Genomic DNA, 17,194 nt, shown 5'->3' with positions numbered 1-17,194 from the left:
GCCCGGACCCCGGAGCCGGGGTCAGCCGCGGGCGCGGGCCGAGAAGCGCCCGTTCTCGCGGGTGAGAGCGATGTCGAGCCCGAAGGTCTCGGCGAGCGTCGCCTCGGTCAGGGACTCGGCCAGCGGGCCCGCCGCCACCACCGCTCCGTCGCGGAGGAGCAGGGCGTGGGTGAAGCCGTCGGGGATCTCCTCGACGTGGTGGGTCACCATCACGATCGCGGGCGACGCCGGGTCCTTCGCGAAGCCGCCCAGCAGCTGGACGAGCTCCTCGCGGGCGCCGAGGTCGAGGCTCGCGGCCGGCTCGTCGAGCAGGAGCAGCTCGGGGTCGGTCATGATCGCACGGGCGATCTGGACGCGCTTCTGCTCGCCGTCCGAGAGCGTCCCGAAGGTGCGCTCGGCGAGGTGCTCGAGCTTCCACTCGGACAGCACTCGGCGGGCTCGGCGCTCGTCGATCGCGTCGTAGCCCTCGTTCCAGCGGCCGGTGACGGCGTAGGCGGCGGTCATCACGACGTCGAGCACGGTCTCGCCGGCCGGGAGGCGGCGGGCCATCGCGGTCGAGGCGTAGCCGATGCGCGGGCGCAGCTCGAACACGTCGACGCGGCCGAGGGTCTCCTCGAGCAGGTGCGCGGCACCGGTCGAGGGGTAGTTCTGCGCGGCGGCGATCTGCAGGATCGAGGTCTTGCCCGCCCCGTTGGGGCCGAGGATCACCCAGCGCTCGTCCTCGGCCACGTCCCACGACACGTGGTCGAGGATCCGCTTGCCGTTCCGGACGAAGGACACATCGACGAACGAGACAACGCTGGGCATGGGAGCCATTCTAAAGGAGGCGGCCGGGAGGCTCAGACGAGCGAGTCGTAGATCGCCCGGGTGTCCCGCGCGATCTGCGTCCAGCTGAAGTGGCTCTGCGCGCGCTCGCGGCCCGCGGCGCCCATCCGCTTCGCCGTCTCCGGGTCGGCGACGACCTCGGCGAGGACGGCGGCCAGGTCGGCGACGTAGCGCTCCGGGTCCACGGGGGTGCCGGTGCCGTCGGTGACCTGCTCGATCGGGACGAGACGGCCGGTCACGCCGTCGTCGACGACCTCCGGGATGCCGCCGGTCGCCGTCCCGACGACCGCCGCGCCGCAGGCCATCGCCTCGAGGTTGACGATGCCGAGGGGCTCGTAGATCGAGGGGCAGACGAACGTGGTCGCGTTCGTCAGGACCGCGGAGAGCTGGTGGCGCGGCAGGTGCCGGTCGATCCAGACGACGCCGGTGCGCTCCTCCTGGAGGCTGCGGACGAGGGAGGTGACCTCGGCCATGATCTCGGGGGTGTCGGGGGCGCCCGCGCAGAGCACGAGCTGCACCTCGGGAGGCAGGGTCGCCGCGGCGCGGAGCAGGTAGGGCAGGCCCTTCTGCCGGGTGATGCGGCCGACGAAGACCACGGAGGGGCGCGAGGGGTCGATGCCCAGCTCGGCGAGGACGGCCTCGTCCTCGACCGGGTGCCAGGCGTCGAGGTCGATGCCGTTGTAGACCACGTGGACCTTCGCCGGGTCCAGGGCCGGGTAGGAGCGGAGGATGTCCTCGCGCATGCCGCCGGACACCGCGATCACGGCGTCGGCGTTCTCGTACGCCTCCCGCTCGATCCAGCTCGAGACGCGGTAGCCGCCGCCGAGCTGCTCGGCCTTCCACGGACGCAGCGGCTCGAGGCTGTGCGCCGAGACCACGTGCGGGATGCCGTGCAGGAGCTGGGCGAGACGCCCCGCGGCGTTGGCATACCAGGTGTGGGAGTGGACCAGGTCGGCCCCCGCCGCGTCCTGCGCGATCTGCAGGTCGACCCCGAGGGTCTGCAGCGCGCCGTTCGCCTCGGCGAGCTCCGCGGGGACGGAGTACGCGAACGTGCCCTCCTCCTCGCGCGGCGCGCCGAAGCAGCGCACCACGACCTCCAGGTCGCTGCGCAGCGCCTTGGTGAGCTCGGCCACGTGGACACCGGCTCCCCCGTACACCTCGGGCGGGTATTCCTTGGTCAGCAGATCGACTCGCACCCCCGAACCGTAGTACAGGGCGCTCCCCCGGCGACAGCCGGGGTCCACGGGGAAGCCCGAGCCCCTACTGTGGTGCCATGCAGTCAAAGAAGATCTTCGGCATCGTCCTCGCCGGCGGCGAGGGAAAGCGCCTCATGCCCCTCACGGCGGACCGGGCCAAGCCCGCGGTGCCGTTCGGCGGGCAGTACCGGCTGATCGACTTCGCGCTGTCCAACCTGATCAACTCCGGTCTCACTCAGATCGTCGTGCTGACGCAGTACAAGTCGCACTCGCTCGACCGCCACGTCTCGCAGACCTGGCGCCTCTCCGGGCTCCTGAACTCCTACGTCGCCTCGGTCCCCGCGCAGCAGCGCCTGGGCAAGCGCTGGTTCAGCGGCTCGGCCGACGCGATCCTGCAGAGCCTCAACCTGATCCGCGACGAGAAGCCCGACATCGTCGTCGTGGTCGGCGCCGACCACGTCTACCGCATGGACTTCTCGCAGATGATCGACGCGCACATCACGTCCGGTGCGAAGGCGACCGTCGCGGCCATCCGCCAGCCGATCGAGCTCGCGGACCAGTTCGGCGTCATCCAGCTCGCCGGTGACGAGGCGGGCGACGGCATCGTCCCGACGATGATCTCCGAGTTCCTCGAGAAGCCCAAGGACGCCGTCGGCCTGGCCGACTCCCCGCACGAGGTCCTCGCCTCGATGGGCAACTACGTCTTCGACGCGGACGCCCTGATCGACGCGGTCATCCGCGACGGCGAGTCCTCCACGTCGGACCACGACATGGGCGGCGACATCATCCCCGACTTCGTCGCGCGCGGCGAGGCCGGCGTCTACGACCTCAAGCTCAACGACGTCCCCGGCTCGACCGACCGCGACCGCTACTACTGGCGGGACGTCGGCACCATCGACTCCTTCTTCGAGGCCCACCAGGACCTCATCTCGGCGCTGCCGGTCTTCAACCTCTACAACCAGCAGTGGCCGATCTTCTCGTCGCAGCTGAACTCCCCTCCCGCCAAGATCGTCCGCGACGGCAAGGGCAACATGGGATCGACGGTCGACTCGGTCGTCTCGCTCGGCACCGTGATCTCGGGCGCGCACATCGAGCGCAGCGTCGTCGGGCCCTGGACGGTCATCGAGTCGAACGCGACGGTCACCGACTCGGTGGTCTTCGACAAGGTCCGCATCGGCCCGGACGCGCTGGTCGTCCGCGCTATCCTCGACAAGGACGTCGTCGTCGAGCCCGGTGCTCGAGTCGGCGTGGACCACGACCGCGATCGCGAGCGCGGGTTCACCGTCACCGAGTCGGGCATCACCGTCGTCGGCAAGGGCGTCGTCGTCCACCCGTAGCACCCCCGCGGGTCGAGCTCTGCGCCCCGGCGCGCCCACCCGACCGATCGGACCGGCCCATGAGTGAGCGTCCTGTGACGCCTGCCCGCTTCCTCGTCGTCCTCGACGCGGACTCCACCCTCCTCCAGGACGAGGTGATCGAGCTCCTCGCGGTGCACGCCGGCTCCGAGGAGCGCGTCGCCGCCGTCACGGAGCGGGCGATGCGCGGCGAGCTCGACTTCGGCGAGAGCCTCCGCGAGCGGGTCGCCACTCTCGCCGGGGTCCCGGAGTCGGTGCTCCCCGGTGTGAGCTCGGGCGTCCGCGTCACGCCCGGCGCCGCCGAGCTCGTGGCCGGCGTCCACGCCGCCGGCGGCCGCATCGGTGTGGTGTCCGGCGGGTTCCACGAGGTCCTCGACCCGGTCGCCGGTGCGCTCGGCCTCGACTTCGTCCGGGCCAACCGCCTCTGCTGCGGGGACGGCCTGCTGACCGGAGCGGTCGACGGGGCGGTCATCGACGCCGCGGCCAAGGCGGAGGCGCTCCGCGAGTGGGCGGCGGTCTCGGGCGTCCCGCCGCAGCGCACGATCGCCGTCGGCGACGGTGCGAACGACCTGGAGATGATGGCGGTCGCCTCCCTCGCGGTCGCCTTCAACGCCAAGCCCCTGGTGCGCGAGCGCGCCGACCTCGTCGTCGGCGGCCTCGACCTGTCGCAGCTGCTGCCTGTCCTCGGCCTCCGCGGCTGAGGCCCGCCTCCCCCGCCCTCAGGGGCGTCAGCGGCCCGCGATCGCGACGAGTCCGGCGCAGCCGAGCGCCAGCGCCCAGCTGACGAGCGAGCCCACCAGGAAGTACTCTGCCTTCTCGCCGCTGCCGCCGTCGCGGGAGATCTCGGGGAAGCGCACGATCCCCTTGGCCGCGAGCACGGCACCGGCGAGGCCGATCGCTCCGGCGAGCGTGAGGCCGGCGATCAGCAGCCGCTCCAGCGGTCCGATCGTGCGCCCGCCCTGGAGGTCCGGCAGGCGGGCGTCGGCCGGCTCCCGACGCGCGAACCGCTCGCTCCAGCGCGGACGCGGCGCGGGCTCGGCCTGCGGGAGCTCGCGGAACAGCGCCGCCCGCACGATCACGTTGCCGCTCTCCAGCAGGAAGAGCCCGGCTCCGACCGCCAGAGCGAGCTGCTCGATCGGAGGGAGCGTGTTCGCGACGGTTGTCGGCGCGAGCGGCCCCGTCGGGACGCCGGCGGCGCGGTCGACAGCGGTCAGCACCAGGACCGCCGCGACGAGGGCGACGGCCGGACGCAGACCCCCGGGCGGCCGCGCGTTCTCGACGGTCGTGGTCGTCAGCAGCCAGGCTCCGGCCAGGACGACGACGATCGCCGCACCGAGCGGCGGGGCTCCGACGAGGAGCGCTGCGGTCACGGCTGCGGCGGCGAGCACGGGGATCGCGAGGAGGGCCGCACGGCGGCGGAGGTGCGTGCGCGCGAGGTCGCCGAGGCCGATCACGGCGAGCAGCAGCGCCGTCAGCACGTCTCCTCCAGCAGGCGCGCGCCGGCGAGGAGGGCGCCCGCTCCCGCGCGCCGCAGCGCCTGCGAGACGGCGGGCTGCGAGATCGACTCCTGCTCGCCCAGCTCCTTCTGCGACGCTCCGCGCAGGCTCCCCAGCACGAGCCGGCGATCGCGCGCGCTGAGCGCTCCGACCAGGGCGTCGCGGGAGAGGAGGTAGGCGTTGACCGCCGCCTCGCCGGGGTCTCCGTCGGCGTCCCCGGCGACGAACCATCCGCGGGCCGTGGGCACGGCACCGTCCTCGAGCGCGTGGGCGCGATCGATGGCCTCGCGCGCGTGCCACCAACCGGACCCGTCCTCGAGGTCCCCGGCGATCCCCGACCCGACCACCCGCACCTCGCCCAGGCCGATGCCGGCGCGGCAGTCGACGCCGGCCGGGAGCGAGAGGCGCGCCTGCAGCGTCGCCCGGAGCGCGGCGTGGACGGAGGGGTAGATCGCCTGGAACTCGTCGCCGACCGTCGGGTGCAGGGGCTGGATCGCCGGGACCGCGGCCTCCACCTCGGCGAAGCCCCGCTCGATCTCGCGCTGGGCGCCCGCCCGGTCGACGAGGGAGCGGGAGGTCACCAGGTCCAGGAGCACGGCGACGACATCGGAGGAGGTCATCGCATAAGCCTAGAGCTTATATCCGCCGGATATAAGCCCAGGGCTTATCGGTCAGTGGCCCATCCCGAGGCCGCCGTCGACCGGGATCACGGCACCCGAGATGTACGCCGCCTCGTCGCCGGCCAGCCAGCGCGTGACCTTCGCGACCTCGGCAGCGGTGCCGTAACGGGCGAGCGGGATGCTCTTCCGGTACTCCGCCTGCTGCTCCGGCGAGAGCTCCGCGGTCATGTCGGTCTCGATGAAGCCGGGAGCGACGACGTTGGCGGTGATGTTGCGGGCGCCGAGCTCGCGGGTCAGCGAGCGGGCGAAGCCCACGAGGGCGGCCTTCGACGAGGAGTAGTTGATCTGGCCCGGCGACCCGTAGAGGCCGACCACGCTGGAGATGAGGACGACGCGGCCGAAGCGCTGCTTGAGCATCCCCTTCGATGCGCGCTTGACGACGCGGAACGCCCCGGTGAGGTTCGTGTCGACGACGGACGTGAAGTCCTCCTCCGTCATGCGCAGCAGCAGGGTGTCGCGGGTGATGCCCGCGTTCGCCACCAGGATCTCGACCGGGCCCAGCTCCGCCTCGACCTGCGTGAATGCGGCGTCGACGGAGGCGGCGTCGGTCACGTCCGCGACGACGGTGAGGGAGCCCTCCGGGCCGGAGCCCGAGCGCGCGGTCACGGCGACCCGGTGACCGGCGGCCACGAACTCCTGGGCGATGGCGAAGCCGATCCCCCGGTTGCCCCCGGTGACGAGGACGGTGCGCGGCGTGGTCATGGTGTCCCTCCTGCCGGCGCTCGTGCGGCGCCGGGCGACCCGTACATCCTAGAGGCGCGTCGCGCAACAGATTCCGGGATGAGGCCCTCCCGGCCTGCACCCGCCCGCCGCGACGTAGGCTTGCATGGCTGTGAAACCACGCGAGACACTCACCTCCCTACCGCCGTCGCCGAGCGCCGAGCGGCGCTCCCGCGCGATCAAGTACTCGATCGCCATGGGCATCAGGATGCTCTGCGTCATCTGCCTGCTCTTCGCCCACGGCTGGTGGCTGCTGTTCTTCGCCATCGGCGCCGTGGTCCTGCCCTACTTCGCCGTCGTGCTGGCCAACGTCGGCAGTGCGGGCGAGCGCGGCAACGTCGAGCGGCCGGGTGCGATCGTCCTCTCCCGGCCGGTCGCCCCGAGGGCGGCGACCCGCGGGGAGACCGGCCGTGATCCCGCTCGGCCGGGTCCCCGACGCGCACGCCTGCTCCCGAGCGGGCTGCCCGCGGACGGCGACGTTCGCGATCGAGTGGCGGAACCCGAGGATCCACGCGGAGGACCGTCGGAAGACCTGGCTGGCCTGCGGCGAGCACCTGGAGTTCCTGCGCGAGTTCCTCCTCGCCCGCGACTTCCCGCTCGAGGTGAAGCCGCTCTACACGGTCGACCGCGGAGCGGAACGATGAGCGGCGACGCGCCCCGTCCCTCCTGGCGCTTCGTCTTCTCGCGACGCTGGTTCGGCTATCTCGCTCTCGCGATCGTCTTCGCCGTCGCCTGCGTGCTGCTCTCGCGCTGGCAGGTCGCGCGGCTCGACCAGGCCGCCTCGACCAATCGGCTGGTCACCGCGAACTGGACCGCCGACCCGGTGGCGCTCGACGGGCTGCTCCCCGCCGACTCCACGTGGGACGACGCGCTCGAGTACCGCCCGGTCGAGGTCACCGGCGTCTACGAGACGCAGGGGCAGACCCTCGTCCGCAACCGGCCCTACAACGGCAACCCCGGCTTCGAGATCCTGACGCCGCTGCGGCTCGACGACGGCAGCGTGTTCGTCGTCGACCGCGGCTGGGTCCCCGTCGGCTCGACCCAGGACTCCCCCGACGCGATCCCCGCGCCGCCCGAGGGGGAGGTGACCGTCGTCGCCCGCCTGAAGCCCGCGGAGGGACGGATCGACGGACGCTCCGCACCGGCCGGCCAGATCGCCACGATCCAGCTCGATGACCTGTCGACGCAGCTGGACGAGCCCCTGCGGACCTCGGCGTACGGCCTGCTGGTCGCCGAGGCGCCGGCGCCGGTCGACGCTCCCCCGCTGGCCGCGATCAAGCCGGTCGCCGACGAGGGCCTGCACATCAGCTACGCCGTCCAGTGGGTGTTGTTCGCCGTCATGGGCTTCGGCGGGCTCGGCTGGGCGATCCGCCACGAGTACCGCATCCGCAACGCCGACGACCCCGAGGTCGTCGCGGCCGAGGAGCGGCGCGAGGAGCGCCGCCGACGCCGCGGCCGCAGCGACTCCGAGGTCGAGGACGAGCTGCTCGACGCCCGCTAGGCGAGCGTGATCAGGTCGAGGTAGTCGGCCGCCCAGTGGTCCTCGGTGCCCTCCGGCATGATCAGGACGCGCTCGGGGTTCAGCGCCTCGACGGCTCCCTCGTCGTGGCTGACCAGGACGACCGCGCCCTCGTAGTGCGCGAGCGCGTCGAGGATCTCCTCGCGGCTCGCGGGGTCGAGGTTGTTGGTGGGCTCGTCGAGCAGGAGCACGTTCGCGCCCGAGACCACGATCATCGCCAGGGCGAGACGGGTCTTCTCTCCGCCGGAGAGGACCCCGGCCGGCTTGTGCGAGTCGTCCCCGGTGAACAGGAACGAGCCCAGGACCCGGCGCGCCTCGGTCTCGGTGAGGTTCGGGCTGGAGGAGACCATGTTCTCGAGCACCGAGCGCTTGACGTCGATCGTCTCGTGCTCCTGCGCGTAGTAGCCGATCCGGAGGCCGTGCCCGGCCTCGATCACTCCGGTGTCGGGCTGGTCCACGCCGCCCAGGATGCGCAGGAGCGTCGTCTTGCCCGCTCCGTTGAGCCCCAGGATGACGACCTTGGAGCCGCGGTCGATCGCGAGGTCGACGGCGGTGAAGATCTCGAGCGAGCCGTAGCTCTTCGACAGGTTCTGAGCCTGCAGAGGGGTGCGACCGCAGGCGGACGGGGTCGGGAACCGGAGCTTCGCGACGCGGTCGACCGCGCGGACCTCCTCGAGCCCGCTGAGCATGCGCTCGGCACGCGCGACCATCTGGTGCGCCGCTGCGGCCTTCGAGGCCTTCGCGCCGAACTTCGCGGCCTGCAGCTGGAGGGCGCCGGCCTTCTTCTCGACGTTGACCCGCTCCTTCTTGCGGCGCTCCTCGTCGGCGGCGCGCTGGCGCTGGTAGTTCTTCCAGTTCATGTTGTAGACGTCGATGACCTGGCGGTTGGCGTCGAGGTAGAAGACGCGGTTCACGGTCTCGCCGACCAGCTCGATGTCGTGGCTGATCACGATGAAGCCGCCGCGGTAGTTCTTGAGGAACTCGCGGAGCCAGACGACGGAGTCGGCGTCGAGGTGGTTCGTCGGCTCGTCGAGGATCAGCGTGCTCGCGTCGGAGAAGAGGATGCGCGCGAGCTCGATGCGGCGCCGCTGGCCACCGGAGAGCGTCTTGAGCGGCTGGTCGAGGATCCGGTCGGGGAGGTTGAGGTTGCTCGCGATCGACGCGGCCTCCGCCTCAGCCGCGTATCCGCCGAGGGAGAGGAAGCGGTCCGTGAGGTTGCCGTACTTCTTCATCCCGGCCTCGCTCACGGAGGTGTCGCTGCTCGACATCGCGACCGTCGCCTCCTGCATGCCGAGCACCAGCTGCCCCAGCCCGCGGGCGTCGAGGATGCGGGTGCGCGCCAGCTCCTCCGGGTCGCCGGAGCGCGGGTCCTGGGGGAGGTAGCCGATCTCGCCGCCGCGGTCGACCGTGCCCTTCGAGGCGATGAGGTCGCCCGCGAGGACCTTGGTCAGCGTCGTCTTCCCCGCCCCGTTGCGGCCGACGAGGCCGACCTTGTCGCCATCGCCCACCCGGAAGGAGACGTTCTCCATCAGGAGTCGGGCGCCGACTCGGAGTTCGAGGTCGTGCACGCTGAGCACAGTGCTGTCCGTTCCCGCCAAGAAATGGCGTTCGGTTCGGGAGGAGTGGGGCAAGGGGCCGCGATGCGGCAGCCCCCTAGTATATTTCCTGAGCCGCGGGGCGGATCCACGTCCGCTCACCGCGGACGCGCTCGCTCCTCGCTCTCGGGCGACCAGGACTCTCGGAGATCACCCATGTCCCCTTCCTCTTCCGCCCTCCCGCGCCCGGTCCTCGCCGACCGGCTCGTCACCCGCTCCGTCGCGACCGACGCCCTGCTGGTGCTCGCGGGTGCGGGTCTCACCGCGGCGATGGCGCAGCTGTTCATCCCGATGTGGCCGGTCCCCTTCACGGGCCAGACCTTCGCGGTCCTTCTGGTCGGCACGACGCTCGGCGCACTCCGCGGCGCGCTGTCCATGCTCGTGTACGCGCTCGTCGGCGCTCTCGGCGCCCCGGTCTTCACCGAGGGCTCGCACGGCTGGGCGGTCCTCGCGGGTCCCACCGGCGGCTACATCGTCGGCTTCGTCCTCGCGTCGATCGTCACCGGGTGGCTCGCCCAGCGGCAGTGGGACCGTCGCGTCCTCGGCACGCTGGTGACCTTCCTCGCCGGCACCGCCACCATCTACCTCGTCGGCCTTCCCTGGCTGGCCGCCGCCCTCGCCTCGCTGGGGCTGCCCGCCGACCTCGGCTCCGTCCTCTCCGCGGGACTCGTGCCCTTCCTGGTCGGCGACGCGCTCAAGGCGCTGGTCGCCGCCGCGCTGCTCCCCACCACCTGGGCGATGCTCTCGCGCCGCTCGCGCTGAGCGGTCGCACGGACGCCGAAGGGCCGGGAGGACGATTCCTCCCGGCCCTTCAGCGTTCAGCAGAGGTCGAGCCGCCCGGTCCTCCTGCTCGACCTCGGTGGGCACCTCCACCGACTCGACCGGCGGGAGCGACGACGGCCCTCGACGCCGGAGTCGACCCGTCCGGCCGTTCCGACTCCGCGACGGACTGCGACCGGCTGGAGACGACAGAGACGCCGAAGGGCCGAGAGGACGACTCCTCCCGGCCCTTCGGCGTCGGTGTGCAGCGGCTAGATCGAGAAGCCCAGTGCGCGCATCATGTCGCGCCCGTCCTCGGTGATCCGGTCGGGACCCCACGGCGGCATCCAGACCCAGTTGATCCGGAACGCCTCGACGATGCCGTCGAGCGACTCGGCGGTCTGCTCCTCGAGCACGTCGGTCAGCGGGCAGCCCGCCGAGGTGAGGGTCATGTGGATGACGAGGGCGTCGTTCTCGTCGTCCCAGCCCAGGTCGTAGATGAGTCCCAGGTCGACCACGTTGACCCCGAGCTCGGGGTCCATGACGTCCTTGAGGGCCTCCTCGACCTGGTCGAAGAGCTTCGGCTCGAGAGTGGTGACCGCCATGATCAGACCGTCGCCGAGGTCAGGAAGCGGTCGTAGCCCTCGTCCTCGAGCCGGGTGGCGAGCTCCTTGCCGCCCTGCTCGGCGACGCGGCCGGCGACGAAGACGTGGACGAAGTCGGGCTGGATGTAGCGGAGGATCCGCGTGTAGTGCGTGATCAGCAGCACGCCGAGACCGGTGCTCTGGTGGGCGCGGTTGACGCCCTCCGACACGATCTTGAGCGCGTCGACGTCGAGGCCGGAGTCGGTCTCGTCGAGGACGGCGAACTGCGGGGCGAGGAGCTCGAGCTGGAGGATCTCGTTGCGCTTCTTCTCGCCGCCCGAGAAGCCCTCGTTGACGTTGCGCGCCGCGAAGGACGAGTCCATGCGGAGGTTCGCCATCGCCGACTTGACGTCCTTCGTCCACGTGCGGATCGCGGGCGCCTCCCCGGCGATCGCGGTCTTGGCGGTGCGCAGGAAATTGGTGTTGGTCACACCGGGGATCTCGACCGGGTACTGCATGGCGAGGAAGAGTCCCGCGCGGGCGCGCTCGTCGACGGACATGTCGAGGACCTCGACGCCGTCGAGGGTGATCGAGCCCCCGTCGACGTGGTACTTGGGGTGTCCCGCGATCGTGTACGCGAGGGTGGACTTGCCGGACCCGTTGGGGCCCATGATCGCGTGGATCTCACCCTGGTTGATGGTGAGATCGACACCGCGGAGGATCTGCTTGGTCCCCTGCTCGGTCTCGACACTGACGTGGAGATCGCTGATCTGGAGAACGGACATTCAGACTTCCTTCGTGACGGTCGGGTCGATGTAGACGTCGCCGTCGATGATCTCGACGACGAAGACGGGGACCGGCTCGTAGGCCGGGAGGTTCAGCGGGGTGCCGGTGCGGAGGGAGAACTGGGAGCCGTGCGCCCAGCACTCGAGGCTGTCGCCCTCGACGAAGCCCTCGGAGAGCGAGATCTCGCCGTGGGTGCAGGTGTCGCCGATGGCGTGGATCTCGCCGGCGGAGTCCTGCACGACCGCGATCGCGACTCCGTCGACCTCGACCCGCATGGCCTGGTTGGGGATCAGCTCGGAGACCGAGCAGATCATCGCGGCGTTGCTCATGCGGGGACCGCCGCTCCGCGGGAGGAGCCGGTCTGGCCGGCGCTGCCGGCGAGCTCCGCCTCGATCGCGAGCTGCAGGCGGTCCTCGAGCTCGGCGACCTTGATCTGCTGCACGATCTCGCTGAGGAACCCGCGCACGACCAGGCGTCGCGCCTCGTCCTCGCGGATCCCGCGGGACTGCAGGTAGAAGAGCTGCTCGTCGTCGAAGCGGCCGGTCGCCGAGGCGTGCCCCGCTCCGGCGATGTCACCGGTCTCGATCTCGAGGTTCGGGATGGAGTCGGCGCGCGTGCCGTCCGAGAGGACGAGGTTGCGGTTCTGCTCGTAGCTGTCGGTGCCGGTGGCGCTGTTGCGGATCAGGACGTCGCCGATCCAGACGGTGCGCGCGCCCTCGCCCTGCAGCGCGCCCTTGTAGGTCACGCGGCTGCGGGTGTCGGGGGCGTCGTGGTCGACGTACACCTGCTGCTCGAGGTGCTGGCCGCCGTCGGCGAAGTACAGGCCGAAGAGCTCGCCGTCCGCTCCGCGCTCGACGAGGTGCGCCGAGGGGTTCACCCGGACGATGGAGCCGCCGAGGGTGACCACGATGTGCTTCACCTTCGCGTCGCGTCCGACCCGCACGAAGTGGTTGGCCAGGTGCCGGGCGTCGTCCGCCCACTCCTGCACGGTGACGACGGTGAGCTGCGCGCCCTCGCCGACGAGGATCTCCACGTTCTCCGCGAGGGAGGCCTCCCCCTCGTTCTGCAGGACGACGACGGCGCGGGCGTAGGGCGCCGCCTCGATGATCGTGTGCGCGGCGCGGGGTGCGGAGCCGAGGCCCGAGCGGACGAGGGTGGCGACCTTCTCGTCCTCTCCCGTCACGCGGACGGCGAGAGCCTTCTCGAAGCTCGACCAGGCGTTCGCGGCGGCGCGGTCCTCGGGGAGGCCGGCAGTGCCGATCCGCTGGTCGTCGCGGCCGACCCACGAGACGTCGACACCGTCCACCGGCGTGTGCTCGAGGGGGGCGGGCGAGCCGTCGAGCACGCCGTCGATGAGATCGCCGAGGCGGGCGACGGGCGTCAGCTTCCAGGCGATCTCGCGGCCGGTGACGGCCTCGAAGGCCTCGACGTCGACCGACGCGAAACGCTCGGAGCGCGTCTGCACGGGCGTGAACGCCCCGTCGGAGTGGGCGCTGATGCCCAGGCGCTCAGCGGCGGCCGCGCCGTCGATCTCGGGGGTCGCGGCGCTCGTGGGGACCGTCATCTGGCGGTGGTTCCTTTCGATGGGTGCGGGGCGCCCCGTCCGGGCGCCCCTTCGAGGGGGGAGGCGGGCGTCAACCGACGCTGCCCTCCATCCCCATCTCGATGAGCTTGTTCAGCTCGAGGGCGTACTCCATGGGCAGCTCGCGCGCGATCGGCTCGATGAAGCCGCGGACGATCATGGCCATGGCCTCGTCCTCCGGCAGGCCGCGCGACATCAGGTAGAAGAGCTGCTCCTCGCTGACCTTCGACACCGTCGCCTCGTGGCCGAGCTGCACGTCGTCGACGCGGATGTCGATCGCCGGGTAGGTGTCGGAGCGCGAGATGGTGTCGACCAGGAGGGCGTCGCAGCGCACGGTGTTCGCCGAGTGGTGGGCGTTCGCGTCCACCCGGACCTCGCCGCGGTATCCGGCGCGACCGCCGCCGCGGGCGATCGACTTCGAGACGATCGACGACTGCGTGTACGGCGCCATGTGGACCATCTTCGCGCCGGCGTCCTGGTGCTGGCCGGGGCCCGCGAACGCGACGGAGAGGGTCTCGCCCTTGGCGTGCTCGCCGACCAGGAAGATCGACGGGTACTTCATCGTGACCTTCGAGCCGATGTTGCCGTCGATCCACTCCATCGTCGCGCCCTCGTGCGCGATCGCGCGCTTGGTGACGAGGTTGTAGACGTTGTTCGACCAGTTCTGGATCGTCGTGTAGCGCACGCGGGCGTTCTTCTTCACGATGATCTCGACCACGGCCGAGTGCAGCGAGTCCGACTTGTAGATCGGAGCCGTGCAGCCCTCGATGTAGTGGACGTAGCTGTCCTCGTCCGCGATGATCAGGGTCCGCTCGAACTGGCCCATGTTCTCGGTGTTGATCCGGAAGTAGGCCTGCAGCGGGATGTCGACGTGGACGCCCTTGGGGACGTACACGAAGGAGCCGCCGGACCAGACCGCGGTGTTCAGCGCCGCGAACTTGTTGTCGCCCGCGGGGATGACGGTGCCGAAGTACTCCTCGAAGATCTCGGGGTGCTCGCGCAGCGCCGTGTCGGTGTCCATGAAGATGACGCCCTGCTCCTCCAGGTCCTCGCGGATCTGGTGGTAGACGACCTCGGACTCGTACTGGGCCGCGACGCCGCCGACGAGGCGCTGGCGCTCCGCCTCCGGGATGCCGAGCTTCTCGTACGTGTTCTTGATGTCGTCCGGGAGGTCGTCCCAGGTCTGCGCCTGCTTCTCGGTGGAGCGGACGAAGTACTTGATGTTGTCGAAGTCGATGTCCGACAGGTCGGCGCCCCACGTCGGCATGGGCTTGCGCTCGAAGAGCTTCAGGGCCTTCATGCGGCGGTCGCGCATCCAGGCGGGCTCGTTCTTGAGCGCGGAGATGTCGGAGACGACCTCGGGCGAGATGCCGCGTCGCGCGGAGGCTCCGGCGGAGTCCGAGTCGGACCAGCCGAACTCGTAGACGCCCAGGCTCTCGAGCTCGGGGCGGTCGATCAGGATGTCTGACATGTGTACCTCGTTTCCTACCCACTGCTAACCGGTCGGGTCCCGGAGTCATTCCCCCGGGGGTGGCCCGCGGGTGCTCTCCGGCCGGTCGCGCGATCGATCTGATGCGCGGAGCGGATGATGTGCGTCCCTGGATTCCGGAGGTGTGCGTCGGCGCTCCATCGGGCCGTGTGCGGATCACGTGCGCAGGGTGCGTCGAACCGTGACCAGCTTCTCATTCTACCGGCGTCCGCCGTTCAGCGGAACCTCCGCACCTGGGTGTCGGCCGGGCACCGGTGACGTGCCTCCAGACGCGCATGGCCATACCGGTGTCGGTGGTCCGTGATTCGGTTCCGCCATGACGAACGACGCATCGACCCCGATCCCCGCACGACTCGTGACCGCACTGGTGGGCGCCGGCCTGCCGACCGGACCCGCACGGGCGTTCGGCCCTCTCGCCCGCGCGATCGCGGCCGACCTCCCGCTGCGGGCGCTCCCCCGCGTGCTCCTGCGCCTCCGGCGGCACCTGCTCTCCGCCGAGCCGGAGCCCGCGGTCAGGCGGCGGGCTGGAGCTCCTGGGCGGCGTCCCGGCGCTGGGCGCGCACGGTGAACAGCCTCGGGTTCACGTCGAGCAGCACGCGGACCGCGCCGACCCAGATGAGCGCCGAGCCGAGGAGGTGCACCGCGACGAGCGTCTCGGGCAGCGCGGTGAGCGACTGCGCGACCCCGACCAGCGCCTGCAGCACGACGACCACGAGGAAGGCGATCACGCGCCGCCGGGCGAGCTCCGAGCCCGCCGCCCGCGACAGGCGCAGGAGCAGCGCGGCACCCGCGACGAGCACCGCCGTGCCGAGCACGCCGTGGACGACGGTCACGCTCTCCCAGTGGAACTGCATGCGGGGCACCTCCGCGGAGTCGCCGGCGTGCGGGCCGGTTCCCGTCACGAGGGTCCCCACGAGGATCACGAGGAGCGTCAGGCCGACGAGCCCGATGCTGAGCGCCCGCGTCGGGCGGTCGGGCTCGAAGGCCACGGACTGCGAGCGGTGGGCGCGGTGCCACGTCAGTGCGGTGGTGGTGAGGAGGGCGATGGCGAGAGCGAAGTGCCCGGCCACGATGTACGGGTTGAGGCCCGAGTGGACGGTCGCGCCGCCCGCGAGGGCGTTCGCGACGACGAGCCAGAACTGCGACCAGGCGAGCCGGGTCATGGTGCGGTCGCGCGGCTTCTGCAGGCGCGCGGCCGTGATCGCCCAGCCCACCGCGACCACGAGGACGCCGGTGAACGCGCGGTTCGTGAACTCGATGAAGCCGTGGATCCCGAGCTCGGGGGTCGAGGTGAGCGAGCCCGGCTCGCACGCCGGCCAGGTGGGGCAGCCGAGGCCAGAGCCGGTCAGCCGGACGACGCCCCCGAAGAAGATGATCAGGATGCTCGCGACGAGCGCCGCGGTGGTCCCCCAGCGCAATGCGCGCGGACCCAGGGTCACCCGCTCGGCGAGCAAGGAGAACGGCGTCACCATCAGAAGGGGAGCAGCGGGTCGATGCCGACGGCGAGGAAGAGCAGGGTGAGGTATCCGATGGACCCGTGGAACACCCGCATCGGCGAGACGTGCTCGTGACGGATCGCGAGGCTGTAGAGGCGGTGCGTCTCGGCGATGAACCAGACTCCGCTGCCGAGCGCGACCACCGTGTAGAGCACCCCCATGCCGGCGACGGGGATCAGCAGGAGCGAGCAGGCGACGGTGGCCCAGGCGTAGAGGATGACCTGGAGCCCGACGATCGTGCGTCCGCGCACGACGGCCAGCATCGGCACGCCGGCGGCCTGGTAGTCGTCCCGGTACTTCATCGACAGCGGCCAGTAGTGCGGCGGCGTCCAGAGGAAGATGACGGAGAAGAGGATGACGGGGGCCCAGTCGAGCGAGCCGGTGACCGCCGCCCAGCCGATCAGCACCGGCATGCAGCCCGCGATGCCGCCCCACACGATGTTCTGCGGCGTCCGGCGCTTGAGGAAGAGCGTGTAGAACACGACGTAGATCAGGATCGCGGCGAGCGAGAGGCCCGCAGAGAGCCAGTTGGCCGTGAGGCCGAGCCAGACGATCGACAGGACGCCGATCGTGGTCGCGAAGACGAGCGCGGACCGGTCCGAGATCTCCCCGGTCACGAGCGGCCGGTTCTTCGTCCGGTTCATGATCCGGTCGATGTCGCGGTCGAAGTAGCAGTTGAACGCGCCCGCCGACCCGGCGCTCAGGGCGCCGCCGATCAGGACGTCGAGGACCAGCAGCAGGTTCGGGATCCCGCCCTGCGCCAGGATCATCGTCGGAGCGGTCACCACGAGGAGCAGCTCGATCACGCGCGGCTTCGTCAGAGCGACGAAGGCCTTCACCTTGCGCGAGAGGGTCGTCGGCGACGCCCCGTCCCGCTCGACGGCGGTGGTCTCCACGACTGCGTCCATTGCTCCTCTAACGATTCGATGATCCCGAACGAGTGTAATGCGCCCGTCCGGGAGCCGGGCCCGGCGTGCACGCTTGTCCAATCGGACGCAGACATATGCGACCACGCAACCCCCGGTCGGCGGCGCACCCCCCTCCGTATACTCGGGACTGCTCGCCAGAGCGCCCGGCACGCACCCGAGCCCGCCCGACGATCGTCGGCACGT

18 protein-coding genes and 1 pseudogene are annotated in these 17,194 nt (G+C 71.2%); 6 read left to right on the top strand and 13 right to left on the bottom strand.

The features are described from left to right. Positions 1–21: 21 nt before the first annotated feature. Positions 22–807 (bottom strand): ABC transporter ATP-binding protein, encoded by a 786-nt coding sequence (locus C5D66_RS02835; protein ID WP_104232626.1) that lies wholly within the window; start codon positions 805–807, stop codon positions 22–24. A gap of 32 nt (positions 808–839) precedes the next feature. After that, on the bottom strand, positions 840–2,021 hold the full coding sequence (gene glgA / locus C5D66_RS02830) for a glycogen synthase (protein WP_104221962.1): 1,182 nt from the start codon (positions 2,019–2,021) through the stop codon (positions 840–842). A 77-nt stretch (positions 2,022–2,098) separates the two neighbouring features. On the opposite strand from glgA, the gene C5D66_RS02825 reads away from it, so the two are divergent. Continuing rightward, positions 2,099–3,358 carry a glucose-1-phosphate adenylyltransferase gene (locus C5D66_RS02825; RefSeq protein ID WP_104221960.1) on the top strand — a complete coding sequence of 420 codons (1,260 nt, stop codon included), beginning with the start codon at positions 2,099–2,101 and terminating at the stop codon, positions 3,356–3,358. A 59-nt stretch (positions 3,359–3,417) separates the two neighbouring features. Beyond that, positions 3,418–4,077, top strand: coding sequence for a phosphoserine phosphatase SerB (gene serB, locus C5D66_RS02820; protein ID WP_104254987.1), 660 nt, complete (start codon positions 3,418–3,420; stop codon positions 4,075–4,077). Positions 4,078–4,104: 27 nt separating this feature from the next. Here the strand turns inward: serB and C5D66_RS02815 are convergent, their stop codons facing one another. From C5D66_RS02815 to C5D66_RS02805, 3 genes are read right to left on the bottom strand one after another with little or no spacing between them, the layout of a single operon-like run. Then, positions 4,105–4,854 carry a hypothetical protein gene (locus tag C5D66_RS02815; protein ID WP_104254986.1) on the bottom strand — a complete coding sequence of 250 codons (750 nt, stop codon included), beginning with the start codon at positions 4,852–4,854 and terminating at the stop codon, positions 4,105–4,107. Continuing rightward, positions 4,848–5,492 (bottom strand): SatD family protein, encoded by a 645-nt coding sequence (locus C5D66_RS02810; RefSeq protein WP_104254985.1) that lies wholly within the window; start codon positions 5,490–5,492, stop codon positions 4,848–4,850. Before C5D66_RS02810 ends, C5D66_RS02815 begins: the two co-directional genes overlap by 7 nt. A gap of 51 nt (positions 5,493–5,543) precedes the next feature. Further along, a complete protein-coding gene (locus tag C5D66_RS02805; protein WP_104232629.1) occupies positions 5,544–6,254 on the bottom strand; it encodes a beta-ketoacyl-ACP reductase in 711 nt (236 codons plus the stop codon). Positions 6,255–6,378: 124 nt separating this feature from the next. On the opposite strand from C5D66_RS02805, the pseudogene C5D66_RS17635 reads away from it, so the two are divergent. The 3 genes and pseudogenes from C5D66_RS17635 to C5D66_RS02790 form a co-directional block, all read left to right on the top strand. Then, positions 6,379–6,579 (top strand): annotated as a pseudogene (locus C5D66_RS17635) (DUF3099 domain-containing protein); the annotation flags it as partial. A gap of 103 nt (positions 6,580–6,682) precedes the next feature. Continuing rightward, positions 6,683–6,916 carry a hypothetical protein gene (locus C5D66_RS02795; RefSeq protein ID WP_104225286.1) on the top strand — a complete coding sequence of 78 codons (234 nt, stop codon included), beginning with the start codon at positions 6,683–6,685 and terminating at the stop codon, positions 6,914–6,916. Continuing rightward, the gene (locus C5D66_RS02790; protein WP_104250363.1) at positions 6,913–7,773 is read left to right on the top strand and encodes an SURF1 family protein; all 861 of its coding nucleotides are present in this window, start codon (positions 6,913–6,915) and stop codon (positions 7,771–7,773) included. The genes C5D66_RS02795 and C5D66_RS02790 overlap by 4 nt, the downstream gene beginning before the upstream one ends. Here the strand turns inward: C5D66_RS02790 and C5D66_RS02785 are convergent. Beyond that, the gene (locus tag C5D66_RS02785; RefSeq protein WP_104221943.1) at positions 7,770–9,368 is read right to left on the bottom strand and encodes an ABC-F family ATP-binding cassette domain-containing protein; all 1,599 of its coding nucleotides are present in this window, start codon (positions 9,366–9,368) and stop codon (positions 7,770–7,772) included. The genes C5D66_RS02790 and C5D66_RS02785 overlap by 4 nt on opposite strands. A gap of 174 nt (positions 9,369–9,542) precedes the next feature. Here C5D66_RS02785 and C5D66_RS02780 point away from each other — a divergent pair, with 174 nt between their 5' ends. Continuing rightward, positions 9,543–10,148 (top strand): biotin transporter BioY, encoded by a 606-nt coding sequence (locus C5D66_RS02780; RefSeq protein ID WP_104232632.1) that lies wholly within the window; start codon positions 9,543–9,545, stop codon positions 10,146–10,148. A 269-nt stretch (positions 10,149–10,417) separates the two neighbouring features. Here the strand turns inward: C5D66_RS02780 and C5D66_RS02775 are convergent, their stop codons facing one another. The 7 genes from C5D66_RS02775 to C5D66_RS02745 all read right to left on the bottom strand — a co-directional run bounded on the left by C5D66_RS02775 (position 10,418) and on the right by C5D66_RS02745 (position 16,990). Then, entirely contained in the window at positions 10,418–10,750 is a 333-nt protein-coding gene (locus C5D66_RS02775) for a metal-sulfur cluster assembly factor (protein WP_104221939.1), read from the bottom strand. A 2-nt stretch (positions 10,751–10,752) separates the two neighbouring features. Continuing rightward, entirely contained in the window at positions 10,753–11,514 is a 762-nt protein-coding gene (gene sufC / locus C5D66_RS02770; RefSeq protein WP_104221937.1) for a Fe-S cluster assembly ATPase SufC, read from the bottom strand. Continuing rightward, positions 11,515–11,844: a non-heme iron oxygenase ferredoxin subunit gene (locus C5D66_RS02765; RefSeq protein ID WP_077222834.1), complete on the bottom strand. Its 330-nt coding sequence runs from the start codon at positions 11,842–11,844 to the stop codon at positions 11,515–11,517. Continuing rightward, on the bottom strand, positions 11,841–13,079 hold the full coding sequence (gene sufD, locus C5D66_RS02760; RefSeq protein WP_104255361.1) for a Fe-S cluster assembly protein SufD: 1,239 nt from the start codon (positions 13,077–13,079) through the stop codon (positions 11,841–11,843). The genes C5D66_RS02765 and sufD overlap by 4 nt, the downstream gene beginning before the upstream one ends. 70 nt (positions 13,080–13,149) lie before the next feature. Further along, positions 13,150–14,568: a Fe-S cluster assembly protein SufB gene (gene sufB, locus C5D66_RS02755; protein ID WP_104221933.1), complete on the bottom strand. Its 1,419-nt coding sequence runs from the start codon at positions 14,566–14,568 to the stop codon at positions 13,150–13,152. 530 nt (positions 14,569–15,098) lie between these two features. Next, positions 15,099–16,058 carry a heme A synthase gene (locus C5D66_RS02750; protein WP_104255362.1) on the bottom strand — a complete coding sequence of 320 codons (960 nt, stop codon included), beginning with the start codon at positions 16,056–16,058 and terminating at the stop codon, positions 15,099–15,101. After that, positions 16,058–16,990 carry a heme o synthase gene (locus C5D66_RS02745; protein WP_104255363.1) on the bottom strand — a complete coding sequence of 311 codons (933 nt, stop codon included), beginning with the start codon at positions 16,988–16,990 and terminating at the stop codon, positions 16,058–16,060. Before C5D66_RS02745 ends, C5D66_RS02750 begins: the two co-directional genes overlap by 1 nt. Positions 16,991–17,194: the final 204 nt, after the last annotated feature.

The organism is Rathayibacter sp. AY1B4, assembly GCF_002932815.1.
In the GTDB taxonomy this organism is placed as follows: Bacteria; Actinomycetota; Actinomycetes; order Actinomycetales; family Microbacteriaceae; genus Rathayibacter.
This window is presented reverse-complemented; position numbering and strand designations above follow the sequence as displayed.

Excerpts from the sequence above, each read along its gene's own strand:
- C5D66_RS02835 (WP_104232626.1), bottom strand. The coding sequence starts at position 807 with ATGCCCAGCGTTGTCTCGTTCGTCGATGTGTCCTTCGTCCGGAACGGC.
- C5D66_RS02825 (WP_104221960.1), top strand. The coding sequence starts at position 2,099 with ATGCAGTCAAAGAAGATCTTCGGCATCGTCCTCGCCGGCGGCGAGGGA.
- serB (WP_104254987.1), top strand. The coding sequence starts at position 3,418 with ATGAGTGAGCGTCCTGTGACGCCTGCCCGCTTCCTCGTCGTCCTCGAC.
- C5D66_RS02810 (WP_104254985.1), bottom strand. The coding sequence starts at position 5,492 with ATGACCTCCTCCGATGTCGTCGCCGTGCTCCTGGACCTGGTGACCTCC.
- C5D66_RS02805 (WP_104232629.1), bottom strand. The coding sequence starts at position 6,254 with ATGACCACGCCGCGCACCGTCCTCGTCACCGGGGGCAACCGGGGGATC.
- C5D66_RS02790 (WP_104250363.1), top strand. The coding sequence starts at position 6,913 with ATGAGCGGCGACGCGCCCCGTCCCTCCTGGCGCTTCGTCTTCTCGCGA.
- C5D66_RS02780 (WP_104232632.1), top strand. The coding sequence starts at position 9,543 with ATGTCCCCTTCCTCTTCCGCCCTCCCGCGCCCGGTCCTCGCCGACCGG.
- C5D66_RS02775 (WP_104221939.1), bottom strand. The coding sequence starts at position 10,750 with ATGGCGGTCACCACTCTCGAGCCGAAGCTCTTCGACCAGGTCGAGGAG.
- sufC (WP_104221937.1), bottom strand. The coding sequence starts at position 11,514 with ATGTCCGTTCTCCAGATCAGCGATCTCCACGTCAGTGTCGAGACCGAG.
- C5D66_RS02765 (WP_077222834.1), bottom strand. The coding sequence starts at position 11,844 with ATGAGCAACGCCGCGATGATCTGCTCGGTCTCCGAGCTGATCCCCAAC.
- sufD (WP_104255361.1), bottom strand. The coding sequence starts at position 13,079 with ATGACGGTCCCCACGAGCGCCGCGACCCCCGAGATCGACGGCGCGGCC.
- sufB (WP_104221933.1), bottom strand. The coding sequence starts at position 14,568 with ATGTCAGACATCCTGATCGACCGCCCCGAGCTCGAGAGCCTGGGCGTC.
- C5D66_RS02750 (WP_104255362.1), bottom strand. The coding sequence starts at position 16,058 with ATGGTGACGCCGTTCTCCTTGCTCGCCGAGCGGGTGACCCTGGGTCCG.
- C5D66_RS02745 (WP_104255363.1), bottom strand. The coding sequence starts at position 16,990 with ATGGACGCAGTCGTGGAGACCACCGCCGTCGAGCGGGACGGGGCGTCG.